Genomic DNA, 13,214 nt, shown 5'->3' with positions numbered 1-13,214 from the left:
CCGTGGCGGTCCGCCCTCAGCGGGCGGGGCGGACCGCCGCGAACACCTGGACCCCGACCGCGTGCAGCGGGTGCCCGGGCGCGGGCAGCGAGCCCAGCGGCTCGAGTCCGGCGTCCACCAGTCGCGCGATCCATTCCGCTTCCGTGGGGAAGATCCGATCGGTGCCTGCCCGGAAATCCCCCGAACCCGCCCGCTCCCGCCCGGGACGGGGCGACATCAAGAACTGCATCGAGGCCAGGATGTGCCGGATCTCGCGGCTCGTGTCGACGAAGATCAGCAGCCCGCCGGGAAGCAGCGATTCCCGGAACGACCGCAGGGTGGCGCCGAGGTCACGGGCGTTGTGCAGGACGTTCGCACCGAGCACGACGTCGAGAGTTCCCGGTGCCACGCCCTGGCTCGCGGGGTCGCCGTCGATGTCCAGCAGACCGAACCGCACGCCTTCGGTTCCGGCGAATCGCTCTTCGGCGTCGGACAGGAAGAACCTGGACACGTCGGTGAACAGGTAGTCCTTCGGCCTGTCCGCCAAGGCGGCCAGCACGTCGGCGGTCGTTCCCCCGACACCCGCGCCGACCTCCAGCACCCGCACCGGACGCCCGGCCGCCGACGACGCGGCGTGAGCCCGCACCAGATGCGCGACGGCACCGTTGGCGTAGCGGTTGACCGGGTTGTCCCGGTAGGCGCCCTCGGCCGTGTCCGTCTCTCCGTCGGCGAACAGCAGCGACTGCAACGCCACCTCGTCACGCAGCAACTCGGGCAGATACCGGAAGGCGCTCTGGAAGAACCGCGTCATCGCGGGTGGATAGCCCATCCCGCCCCGGACGCGGTCGAGACCACCGATGGCTTCCTCCAGTTCCGGACGCGACACCGGAGCCGGCAGCCGGTAGCCGTGCTCGTCGTGGACCGCCATGCCCTCTTCCGCCAACGCGGCCAGCCACCGCCTCAGAATCCAGCGGTGCCGGGGGGCCACGCCGAGCGCGTCCGCGAACTCGTCCGCCGTTCCCTCCACTCGTGCCCTTCCCAAGGTGGCGGCCATGGCCTGCGACGCGATCCGGTCCAGTTCACCCAGGAACGCCGGAACACGCGCAGCGTCAGCGGGGTCGATGGCGGCGTCCGCCGCACGCGCCGCCGCGGCGAGTGGGCCGGGATCGACGACGACAGCGGGCGCCGGGGACTTCCGTCTGCGCGCGGCGCTTCGCACCACTTCACCGAGACGACGGGTCAGGAACCCGGTGAACGGTTCGTGCGCGATCGCGCCCCCGCCAAGGTCTTCCACCTGGACCGGTGCGGCGGAAGCCGGCGCGACGACCTCCAGCAGCCCCGGATTTCGCGTGTCGAACAGCACCACGGCGTCCCGATCCGTGAGCGCGTCGGCCAGATCGCGGGCGGTGACACCGCTGGAGTCCTCGGAGAGCAACCGATTGGGGATGCCCGTCACGCGGACCGCGCGACTCGAGTCGACCGCGGCCGGAAGATCGGCGATGCCCTGCCACGGGACGGTTTCGGGGCGGACGGTGGGTGCGGCGCCCACCGAAAGGACCGCGTCGAAGCGGTACCGCGCCAGCTCGGTGTCTTCGGTCAGCTGTTTGGGGTGGACGGTGAGGCGCACCGGGCGTCCCGCCTGTGCCGCGGCCTCGGCGAGAGTGGCCGGATCGAAGTTGAGCTCGTCGTCCCGCCCCGCCCGGGCGGCGGCGCGCTCCGCCAGGGTGGCGGGGTCCGGATCGGCCAAGGCTTCGATCCGCCGGCAGTGCGCCTTCAGCAGGCGGGCGTCCCGGACGTCACCCACCACGAGGATTCCACCGGGAGACAGCAGCCGTAACGCGTCCACCACCACGGCGGTCAGATAGTCGACGTTGGGGAAATGCTGGGTCACCGAATTGAGCAGCACGCAATCCGGGCCCGCGGCGGGAAAGCCGGCGCGCCATCGCCGCGCGCACGGCCGGGGCGGCGACTTCGTGGGCCGCCGCCCGGACATGGGCGCGCCCAGGCTCCGCCTCTGCCGCCAACCGATCGACGGCAGCCTGGGCGACGTCGGTTCCGACGTACCCTTCGATGTGCGGCCCCAGCTTCCGGGCCAGCAATCCCGTTCCACAGCCCAGTTCCAGCACGAAGCGGGGACTGTGCGCCAGCACCAGGTCCACGGTCCGGTCCACCCAATCGGTCATGTGCTCGGTGGAGAAGGGTTCACCGGTTTCCGAGGATTTCCACCCGGAGAAGTCCGGCTCGTCGCTTCGCGGTCCTGAACCCGCCGAGTAGGTGAAGTCGTAGACCTCCCCCCAATGTTCCAGGTACTCCGCGACCAGCGGTCCCGGCTCGGGACGGACCGCCGTGGCGGCGCGGGCGGGCCGCAGCCGCACGATGCCTCCCTCGGCGTGGGCGGCGTCGATCCAAGGGTGTTCGGCCAGCGAGGCGATCAGCTCGGCGGACACGGGGGCTCCGTTCTCGATGTCGGTCACAGGAAGGGTTTGAGGGCGTCGTCGAGCAGGCGCGCGATGACGTCCGCGCCCTGGCCCCGCATGAGTGAGTAGTGGTCGTCGTCGATCCCCGTGACCTCCGGAGGTGCCGTCAGATGCGCCGACCAGCCCAGGTCGCTCAGCCCGGACGGGGTGTCGTCGACCCCCATGCCGATGCCGCTGTTGCGCGTCGACCGCCGATCGGCGCGCACCAGGACGGTGCGGGTCGCGGGGTCGCCGAGTGGGCGGGGGCGGTGGGCGGCCAGCCCCGCCAAGTGGCGCTCGAAGACCGCCACGCGGTCGCCCAGGGCTTCGCGAGCGCCGAGGATCCGGTGCGCGCGCAGCCATTCGGCGGCTTCCCGCAGACGGCTTTCCTGATCGAGGGCGAGGAACGCGTCCCGCCGTCCGGGGTCGCCGAAACCGAGATCGATGTCCAGGAACGCCTCCAACGCCCCGAGATGCCGGACGAGGACCTCACCTTCGACGTCGCCGGTGACCGGGGTGATGTAGGTCGGGTCGTTGGAGTCGAGCATCACCAGCAGTTCGACGTGAGCGCCCTGCTCGTGCAGGACGCGAGCCACTTCGTGGCCGAGACTGCCGCCCATGGACCAGCCGCCGAGCAGGTACGGCCCGGTGGGCTGGACCCGGCGCAGCACCTCGGCGTAGCGACGCGCCAGGACGGTGAGATCGGTGGGCACGCGGTGCCCCATCAGCCCCGGGTCCATGATTCCCACGACCGTCAGCCGCTCGTCCAAGGCACGGGACAGCCCGCCGTAACACAGCACGTCGCCGCCGGAGGGGTGGAGCACGAACAGTGTCCTGCCGCCCGTTCCCTCCCGGAGCGTGATGGCCACGTCTTCCGTCGGCCATCCGCCCCAGGCCGCCGCATCGGTCAATTCACGCAGGCGTGCGGTGTAGGCGGTGAACACCCGGTCGACCTCGCCGGGAGGAAGCAAGGGTTCCAGCGCGTCCCACTGGACGAGCAGTTCACCCCGCTGTTCGAGGACCTGGTGGTCCAGCCACGTTTGCGGCGTCTGGCTCAGCGCGCCGACCTGTTCTCCCGCCCATTGCAGGTCGCGGTCCCCGACGACGTCTGCCAAGCCGACCGCGCTGGTGAAGACCACCGGTACCGACGTCAGTGCCCCGGTCCGGGCGGCCCGTTCGGACAGGACCTCCAGCGCGGAGAACTCGCGATGGTCCAGATCCGCGAACAGCGTGTCCTGCGTGCGGCGGGCGTGGGCGGCGAAATCGGCACCGGAGCGATCGGTCTCGTGCAACAGCAGGGAAGTGAAGTCCCCGACCACGGAATCGACGGCCGGATGGACGGCGGGCCGATCGAACAGCGTGAGGGTCACCGCGAACCGGTCCTGGCCCGCCCAATCGCCGAGAGCTTCGGTGTAGGCGGCCAGCAGCGCCGCGGTGGGAGTGACACCGTTCCGGGCCGCGGCGGCCTTGAACGCGGCCCACTCCCCACGGTCGAGGCGGGCCGCCCGGCGGACGAACCGCGCCTGTCCGGCGACGGTGATATCCGCCGGCAGGGCAGGCGCTTCCGGAAGGGTGTCCAGCCGGTCCCGCCAGTAGTCCGCGGCGCGCTTCCACTCACCGGTGCCCCGGCGTGCTTCGAGCGCGGCCACGCATTCGGCGAACGTGATGCCCACGTCAGGGAGTTCGGCGTCGGGATTTTCGTAGAAGTGCTGGAGTTCCCGGTCGATGATCCAGTAGCTGCCGGCGTCGCAGATCAGGACGTCGAAGCCGAGGAACAGCCTGGTCCGGCCGCCGGGCAGCTTGGCGGCGCGGATCTGGACCAGGGGCCAGCGGTCGGACGGGCCCGGCTGCCGGAACACCTGCTCGCGCAACCGGGAAAGGCGCTGCTCACGTTTGCCCGGATCGGCGGCGGTGAGGTCGAGGGCCCGGACGCGGTAGCGCGGCACGTGATCGAGCACCCGCATCCGGCCGTGGCGCGTGGTGATCGCCCGCAGCAGCGGATGCCGGTCGATGACCCGGTTCCACGCCTTCTCGTAACGGTCCAGGTCGAGATCGGGGCAGTCGTACTCCAGTGCGAAGTGACAGGCCGTTCCCCCGAGGGAATAGCCGCCCTCGCGCCCGACCCAGTACGCGTGCTGCACTCGCGTCATGCCGAACGTGCCGTCGGCGTCGATACCGCTCCCCGCCACGATCGCGGAGGAGCTCGTCGTCGTTCCTGCATGCGCGGCGATACGAGCGGCCAGGCCCTCCACGGTCGGCTCGGCCAGAAGGTCGCGCAGACCGAGCCGGACACCGTAACGTTCGCCCAAGGCCGCCAGCATTCGAGTCGCCACCAGCGAGTGCCCGCCCAGCGCGAAGAAGTCCGCGTCCCCGGCTTCGACGGGCACGCCGAACAACTCCGACCACAGCTGGGCGACAACGGATTCGATCGGGTCCAGCCCACCGGCCTCCGCCTTGCCGTGGTGCGCGACGGAGACGGCCGCACGACGCGTCCGGGCCCGGAGGTCGGTGGTGGACACCGCGACCACCGGCGGGGCGTGGCCCGCGCGGGCAGCGGTGAGAACACCGTCGAGGGCGGCCATGCCCGTAGCGGCGTCGAGGGCGAAGTCGAGGTTGACTTCGCGGTCCGTCCCCAGTGGACCGACCTTCCACGCGTCCCAGACCACGCTGATCCAGCGAGGATCCTTGTCCGGGCGCGCTTCGGCGACGGCGTCGAGGAAGCCGTTGCTCGCCGCGTAAGGACCTGTGCCGATCCCGCCGACGAGCGTTCCGGCCGACGACATCAGCAGGACCGTGCGCGGCCTCGCTTCCGCCGGGAGCGCGTCGATCGCGTCGCGCAAGGCGAGCACTCCGGCCGCCTTCGCGTGCAGGTGCCCGTCCACGTGTTCCGGACCGATCGCGCGCAACGGACGGAGGTCGGCCGAGGCGACGACACCGGCCGCGAACACCACCAGATCGGGGCGGATCTCGGCCAGCACCGCCTCGGTCGCCCGTTCGTCGGCCGCGTCGGCCACCCGGACGGAGACGTCGTGGCCGTCGGCGACCAAGCTTCGCACGGCGGCGAGGCGGTCCGGATCGTCTCCGGACCGTGAGGTGAGCACGACACGGGACCCGTGCCGGGCGAGGTGCTGCGCGATCGTGGTTCCCACGTCCCCGAGACCGCCGATGACGAGGACGGTTTCGGCCGACGGCGCTTCGGGAGCCACCGGGAACGGCGCGAAAGTACGCAGGAAGCGCCTGTCATCCCGCAGGGCCACCTCCGCGCCGGGCCGCGCGTCCGGGGCGAGAAGGTCGGCCAGTTCCGCGACCACCGCCGACGCGTCGGCGGTGGTCGCGGTGACGTCCAAGGTGCGCCAGCGCAGACCGGGTGTTTCCTGGGCGATCACCCTGGGCAGGCTCCGGGCGGCGGCACTCGCGGGAGCGGGCCGGTCAGCCGCGTCGACCCGGCAAGCGCCGGTGGTGACCTGCAGAAGGACCTCGGGGCGCGGATCCATCGCGGCGACCGTGGCGTGGGCGAAGACGGCCGTGCGGACGTCCTCGGGATCGTGGCCCGCCGGGACCAGGACGACGACTCCCCGCAAGGGTTGGCCGTCGGCCTCGGTCACCACGCGCGCACCGGCGTGAGTGAGTGCTTCGGTGACGGGCTCGTGGCCGTCGCCGGTGACCAGCCAGGTGCCGTCCACCCGTCCGGCCGCGAGCGGGGCTTGCTGATGCCACACGGGTACCTGGAGGAGCTCTCCGGCGGATTCGCCGGCACCCGGCCCGGCGGGCTCGATCCAGTGCCTGCGCCGCTGGAAGGAATAGCCGGGTGCGATGACCCGGCGGCGTCCGGGTCGGTGCGTGGCCGCGAAGTCCACGTCCGCTCCGTGAGTCCACAGCTCACCCAGCGCCGATCGGCTCGCGGCGAGATCCGCGCCGCCGTTCTCGGCGTCGAACGTGGTCAACGTGGCGGTCAGATGCGCGAGACCCCGCCCGCGAGCCAACGCGGCGAGTGTCGCGCCGGGACCGACCTGGACGAGGACCGTGCGGCGAGGGTCGGCCAGGACGGTGCCGAGCGCCGCGGAAAACCGCACCGGCTCGCGCAGCTGCCGCACCCAGTGCTCCGGATCGGCGAACTCCCCGCCGACGGGGGCCGCGGTGAGCGAACTGACCGCCGTCAGCCGCGGGACGCCCGCGGCCAGGCCACGCACCGCGGTCCGCATGGCGTCGAGCGCGGGTTCGATGAGCCGGGAATGGGCAGCCGAATCCAGCCTTAGCCGCGTCGGCCTGATCCCTTGGCAGGACAGCGAAGCAGCCAAAGTGTCGACGGCGACGGCCGGTCCGGAGACCACACACGCCTCGGGAGCGTTGACGACGGCGAGATCGACTTCGGGGTGTCGCGCGAGAATGCCGGTGAGCCGTTCTTCGCCCAGCGGTACGGCCAGCATCGCCCCGCCGCCCGCCGCCCGGGCCATGGCGGTGGAGCGCGCCGCGACCAGCCTGGCTGCCTCGGGCAGGGCCAGCGCACCGGACACGACGGCCGCCGCGTACTCGCCGAGGCTGTGCCCGAGTACCGCGTCGGGCCGGACTCCCCAGGATTCGAGCAAGCGCGCGGTCGCCACGGAAACGGCGAACAGGGCGGGTAACCCGGTCGCGGCGGCTTCCGCGGCCGCTCGGTCTTCTCCCAGCACCACGGACCGGATGTCGGTACCCAGGTGGCCGGAGAACAGACTGGCACACTCGTCCACGCAGTGAGCGAAGACGGTTTCCGCGGCGTAGAGGTCCGCGCCCATTCCCGCGCGCTGGCTCCCTCCGCCGGGGAAGGCGAACACCACCCGTGGCGGCCCGTCGGCGACGGCGGGGACACTGAACCGGACGGTACCGTCGTCGAGCGCCACGGCGGCCACCCGGTGCTTCAGCCGGGGCCTGCCCGCCTGGAGCGTGTGCGCTACGTCCGCCCACTGCTTTTCCGTGCCCACACTGGTGGGAAGAGCGGCCTTCTCGTGTGCGGAGAACACCAGCACCTGCGGTCGCGGATCCGGTTCGGGTGCGGGACGGTCCGGCGCGGGCCCGAGCAGGACGTGGGCGTTGGTGCCGCCGATGCCGAACGAGCTGACCCCCGCGTACGGCGGGGTGTCCCACGGCCGGGTCTCGGTGACGACGCCGAACGGCGATCCGGCCAGTTCCAGCCGGTCGTTGAACGGCCGCGCGTGCAGTGTGGCGGGCAAGGTGCGCTCCTGGAGCGCGAGCACGGTCTTGATGAAGGACGCGATCCCGGCGGCGGAATTCGTGTGACCGATGTTGCTCTTCACCGAGCCGAGGCCGCACCAGGCGGGCCCCTGGGAGCCGAAAGCCTTGCGCAGCGCGGTGACCTCGATCGGGTCTCCGATGCGGGTCGCGGTGCCGTGCGCCTCGACGTAGCCGACCTCGTGCGGGTCGATGCCCGAAACCGCGAGCGCCTCGGCGATCACCCTCGCCTGGCCGCGCACGGAAGGCGCGGCGAACCCGGCCTTGCCCGCGCCGTCGTTGTTGACCGCGCTGCCGTGCAGCACCGCCGCGATCGGGTCTCCGTCGGCGAGGGCGTCGTCCAGCCTGCGCAGCACCACCGCCCCGACGCCCTGGGAATAGACGATCCCGGTGCCCTCCGCGGAGAAGGCCCGCACCCGCCCGTCGGCGGAGAAGATCCCTTCCGGCACATACCGATAGCCGTGCCCCTGGGGCACGATCAGCGACACGCCGCCCGCCACCGCCATGTCGCACTCCCCCGCCTGGAGCGCCTGTGCGGCCAGGTGCACGGCGACCAAGGACGTCGAACAGGTGGTGTTGACGCTGATCGCCGGGCCGGTGAGGTCGAGCCGATAGGCCGTCTGCAACGGCAGGTAGTCCGTCTGCGTGGCCATCGCGGTCTGGAAGCTGCCGAGGGGGTCGGCCCCGCCGCCCGTGGGATCCCAGCGTCCGGCGAGGTTTCCGGCCAGATACGCGCTCTGCGCCGCTCCGGCGAAGACGCCGACCGAACCCACGCCTGCCCCGCCGCCGTGTCCGGAGCGCTCCAGCGCCTGCCAGGCGCATTCCAGGAACAGCCGCTGCTGCGGGTCCATCAAGGCCGCTTCGGCGTCGGTGAGGCCGAAGGGCAACGGGTCGAACAACTCCTGCCCGTCGATGATCCCGCCGACGGGGACGTAATCGGGATGACGGCGCAGGGCGGCCGGAACGCCTCGGGCGTCCAGTTCGTCTTCGGTGAACCGGCGAAGTCCCTCGCGGCCGTCGCGGAGCAGCTCCCAGAACCCCGTGGTGTCGTCCGCGCCGGGGAAACGGCACGCGACGGCGGTGACCGCGATGGGGCTCATCGGGCCACCTCGGCGGCCAGCGCCCGCGCGGCCCGACGGCGAGCCGCGGCGTCGTCCTCGTTCCCCGCGCCGACCACGGGAGGATCGTCGGGCGCTTCGTTCCCCCGCCGACGACGGGTGATGAACAGAGCGAGGTCGCGCACGGTCGGATGGGTGAAGAGATCGACCACCGTCAGGCCCGGCGCCAGCTCCGCGGCGATGCGGCGGTGCGCCAGCACCAACGTCAGCGAGGTCGCGCCGAGTTCGAGGAAGGGGGCACGACTGTCCACAGTGGTCTTGAGAAGGTCTTCGATCACCTCCGTCACCGCCCGCTCCACGGCGGGATCCGGCAAGTCCGCAAAGGACTCGACGACGACTGGGCCGGGCACCGCGAAAGAGGTGACCGAGTCCTCGTCACCGCGTGGCTCCGGGGCGATCCATGACCGGCCGAGGTCGATCGCCAGCACACCGGATTCCGGCAGCCGCTCGACCAGATCGAAACCCCTCGCCGTGGCCCGTTCGCGCGCCTCCGAAGCCCAGTCCGCCGCGGCCGCGAGCGCCTCGACCGGGCCGAGCCTGCCGGCGTCGACCGTGATCGTCACACCGAGGCCACGCGCGCCCGCCGATTCCACCAGCACACCGAGGTCGTCGACCGTCTCCTTGGCCCGCAAGGGCGGCATCTCCTCCGGTGGCGCATCCGTCACCTGGGCGGCGACAGGCGCCGGGACGGCCGCGCGACGGTACGGATTGTCCAACGCGGCGTAATCCACCTTCCCGTTGCCGGTGACCGGAAAGTCGGCGAGATGCACGAAGCGGCTGGGCACCATGAACTCCGGCACCGAGGAGCGCAGCAACCCGATCAGGTCCTCGTCGGAGGGCGGCGAAGCCGGGTCGGCAAAAGCGACGAAGGCGACCAGGCGTGGGCGGCCATCCGGTCCGGGCACGGCCTTCGCGACCGACTTGCGCACCTCGGGAGCGCGGTCGAGGACGGATTCGACCTCGCCGAGTTCGATCCGGTGCCCGCGGATCTTGACCTGCCGGTCGACCCGGCCCAGGAATTCGATCGTGCCGTCGGGACGCCAGCGGCCTAGGTCGCCGGTGCGGTAGAGCCTCTGACCGAGGATGTCGTGCTGCGCGAAGCGCTGCGAGGTCTGCACCGGATCGCCGATGTACTCCCGGGCCAGCCCGTCACCGCCGATGTTCAGTTCACCCTCGGTCCCGACGGGACACGGCGCCCCTTCCGAGTCGAGGATGTGGAAGGACTGACCGGTCAGGGCCCGTCCGTAGGGAATGCTCGGCCAGGCCGGGTCGACGGCTCCGATCGGATGACAGATCGACCAGATGGAGCCCTCGGTCGCTCCACCGAGTGAAACGACCCGCACTCCGGGTGCCAGGGCACGCAGCCGATCCGGCAGTGTGACGGGAATCCAGTCTCCGGACAGGAAAACCAGGCGCAGGCTCGCGACCGCGGACCTGGCCGACTCCGGATCGATCTCGGCGTACTCGACGAGCATCTCCAGCAAGGCGGGGGCGGTGTTCCACACCGTTACCCGGTGTTCGGCCATGAGCTCGAGCCAGTGGCCCGGGTCGCGCTGACGTCCGAGGTCGGGCAGGACCACCGCACCACCGGCGCCCAGGACCGAAAAGACGTCGTAAACGGAGAGATCGAAGCTGAAGGCCGACAACCCGAGCACCCGGTCGCCGGAGCGCAGCGGGAACCGCTCGGCGAGATCGTCGAGGGTGGTGCGCACGGCGCGGTGCTCGATCGCGACGCCCTTGGGAGTCCCGGTCGATCCTGACGTGAAGATGGCGTAGGCGAGATCGGAAGGTTCGGCGACGCGCGGTTCACCGGGAGGACCGGACAGGACGCCCTCCGGCGTGAGCCGGTGCACGAACGTCCCTTCAGGCCACTGTGTTCCGGTTCCCGGAGCGACCACGGCGTGCCTGATCGACGCCCGCTCGCAGACCGCGGCGACCCGGGCGTCCGGCCAGCCGGGTTCGACGGGGACGTAACCGGCACCACTGCGGTTGACCCCGAGCATCGCCGCGATCTGGTCGACGCCCTTGTCCGCCACGACGGCGACGAGATCGCCGGGTCCCAGCCCGGCTCCGGCCAGCGCGGCGCCGACCCGCTCGGCACGGTCGGCCAGTTCGTGGTGGGTCAGTGTCCGGCCGGGCGCGAGGATCGCGGGCTCGTCGGCATGACGCGAGGCCGCCTCGCGGACGGGGCCGTCCAACAGGGGGCCCGCGTCGGGATACGGGGCCGCGGTGAGCGGCGGGGAGGGCAGGAACGCCGGGTCCCAGCCAAGGGCACGGTCGGTCCATGCGTCGTCGTCCCGGGCCAGCAGGCGCAGCAGCCGCACGTGGGCGTCGCGCATCCCGTCCGCGACGTCCGGAGCGAGTGCCCCGTCCACGCTGTCCCAGGCGATCTTCAGTCGCCCCGCCTCGTCGTAGACGATGTGGTCCACCAGGATCTGCGGCGTTTGCGAGACTCCGAAGACCTCGCGCCCCAGCCAGTCCGTGGGTGCCGGTCCCTCGCCCGCCAAACCGACACCGCTGGTGAAGACCACGGGGTGGACGGGTGCGGCGGTCAGCTCGTCCGGCTGCGCCGCGACCTCCACGGCGGACACCGATCGATGCTCCAGATCGGCCCAGAACCTCCGGTTGACCGCTGCCGCGTAGCCGGCGAATCCTTGCCACGAAGCCAGATCCGGCACTTCCGTCTCGACAAGGACAGTGGTGGTGAAGTCGCCGATGACGTCTTCCGATCCGGGAGCGTGGTCGGCCGCGGACGAGTCGAAGAGCGTGGTGTTGAGGCTGAACGGCTCAGTGGCGCCCCATCGGTCGAGGACCAGCGCGAAGGCCGCCAGCAGCACACCGGTCGGGCTCAAACCGTGGGCGGCGGCGCGTTTGCGCAACGCCGTCCACTCGGGCTCCTCCAGCCACCCTTGTCTACGCGTGAAGCGCGGGACGCCGAGTTCGGCCGCCGAAGCCTGCCACGGCAGGGCCGGGCCGGGCGGCAGAGACCGTTCCGTCCAATAGCGACGGTCGGTTTCGGACCGCTCCCGCTCGGCGGGATCTTCCGCACGACGGCGCAGCAACTCGGCGAACGTGGTCGTCTGTTCGGGCAGCGCCGCGTCCGGGTCCGCGACGTGAACGCCCCATTCGCGCATGAGCCGGAACCAGCCCCCCAGATCCGAGGTGAGGACGTCGACGCCGACGTGGATCCGGGTGCGGCCGCCGGGCAGCAGGGTCGCTCGGATGTCGAACAGCGGCCACCGGTCCGCCGGGCGTACCTGATGCGAGTGTTCGGTGCGCAGGGCGGTCAGCGCGGCTTCCGGATCGGCCGAAGCGCGCAGGTCGACACGCTCGATGCGATACTCGGGCACTTCCGGCAACACCCGTTGCCGCCCGTCGGGCGTGATGACCATGCGCAGCATGGGATGCCGGGCCACCACCCGGTTCCACGCCGTCTCCAACGCGGCGAGGTCGGCCTCCGGCTCTTCGGCCACCCGGTCGTACTCGTGGTAGAAGAACGTCGCCACCCCGCCAAGCGGGAACAGCGGTTCACGTCCCACCAGGTAGGCGGATTGGATCGGCGTGAGCGGGAATGCCTCGTCCGCGGCCGAGCCGGGATCGCGATCACCTCGCGCCACGGTGCGCACGGTCGCCCCGCCGAGGAACGCGGTCAGCGGAAGATCGAGCCCCAGCTCCGTGAGAAGCCTCCGGCGCAAGCGCACGGCAGTGAAGGACTCCAACCCGAGTTCGCTGAGCAACGCGTCGGCATCGACTTCGTCGTCGGGGAGACCGAGCACTTCCGCCACGTGCTCGGCAACGGAGGCGAGGTTCGCGGACACGGGCGTGGAACTCATACGGTTTCCTCCGAGGCGGGGACTTTCAGGCGGTGTCCCCGTTCTAACAGAGAACGATAATCATTTCCAGAAATTGTGAAGGTTACTACTCCCCCGTCGCCTGGAACGACGAATGCCGACGGCCCGAAGAACCGCCGGCATTCGCGTCGCCGCGGGGAGTGGCACCGGCAAGCCGGCTCAGCCGCGTCCCGTTCATCGCGTGGCCGACACCGGAGTAGGTGACGGGCTTGTGATCGGTACAGCCGGCCGCCTTGATCGCCGCACTCGCGGTCTGGGCGACACGGGCCGGGGTGTCGAGGTCGTTCTCCCCGTTCAGCAGCAGAGTCGGGCCGTCGAACTCGGGCAGATCGACCGAGACGTTGTCGAAGCGGTCGATGTTAGGTGGCGTACTGCCGCAGTGCGCTGTCGACGCCTTCGGACTTCGAAAAGTCGTCGATCCGGCTCTTCTTCCGCAGCATTTCCCCGACCTCGGCGTCGATGGCCAGGACACCCTCGTGGTCGGCGTCCGTGACCGGGTTCACCTTGTCGCCGGTGCGCCTGTTGAACAGAATCGGCCAGTTCTTGCCCGCGTAGACGTAGCTCGCGACCACACCGCCAGCAGC

Annotated in this window: 5 protein-coding genes; all 5 read right to left on the bottom strand. The window is 71.2% G+C overall.

Annotated elements, in window-relative coordinates; genetic code table 11:
* Nucleotides 1–16 precede the first annotated feature (16 nt).
* Nucleotides 17–1,870: a class I SAM-dependent methyltransferase gene (locus H074_RS38760; RefSeq protein WP_161630680.1), complete on the bottom strand. Its 1,854-nt coding sequence runs from the start codon at nt 1,868–1,870 to the stop codon at nt 17–19.
* On the bottom strand, nt 1,776–2,426 hold the full coding sequence (locus H074_RS40735; protein WP_007030393.1) for a class I SAM-dependent methyltransferase: 651 nt from the start codon (nt 2,424–2,426) through the stop codon (nt 1,776–1,778). Before H074_RS40735 ends, H074_RS38760 begins: the two co-directional genes overlap by 95 nt.
* Before the next feature lie 23 nt (nt 2,427–2,449).
* Complete coding sequence (locus tag H074_RS12445) at nt 2,450–8,761, bottom strand: type I polyketide synthase (protein WP_007030392.1); 6,312 nt, start codon at nt 8,759–8,761, stop codon at nt 2,450–2,452.
* The gene (locus tag H074_RS12440; RefSeq protein WP_007030391.1) at nt 8,758–12,612 is read right to left on the bottom strand and encodes a non-ribosomal peptide synthetase; all 3,855 of its coding nucleotides are present in this window, start codon (nt 12,610–12,612) and stop codon (nt 8,758–8,760) included. Before H074_RS12440 ends, H074_RS12445 begins: the two co-directional genes overlap by 4 nt.
* A gap of 377 nt (nt 12,613–12,989) precedes the next feature.
* Nucleotides 12,990–13,202 carry a hypothetical protein gene (locus H074_RS12435; RefSeq protein WP_007030390.1) on the bottom strand — a complete coding sequence of 71 codons (213 nt, stop codon included), beginning with the start codon at nt 13,200–13,202 and terminating at the stop codon, nt 12,990–12,992.
* Nucleotides 13,203–13,214 lie beyond the last annotated feature (12 nt).

It is taken from the genome of Amycolatopsis decaplanina DSM 44594, from assembly GCF_000342005.1.
Lineage (GTDB): Bacteria > Actinomycetota > Actinomycetes > Mycobacteriales > Pseudonocardiaceae > Amycolatopsis > Amycolatopsis decaplanina.
Note: the sequence above shows the minus strand (reverse complement) of the source record. Positions and strands in the feature narration are given on the sequence as shown.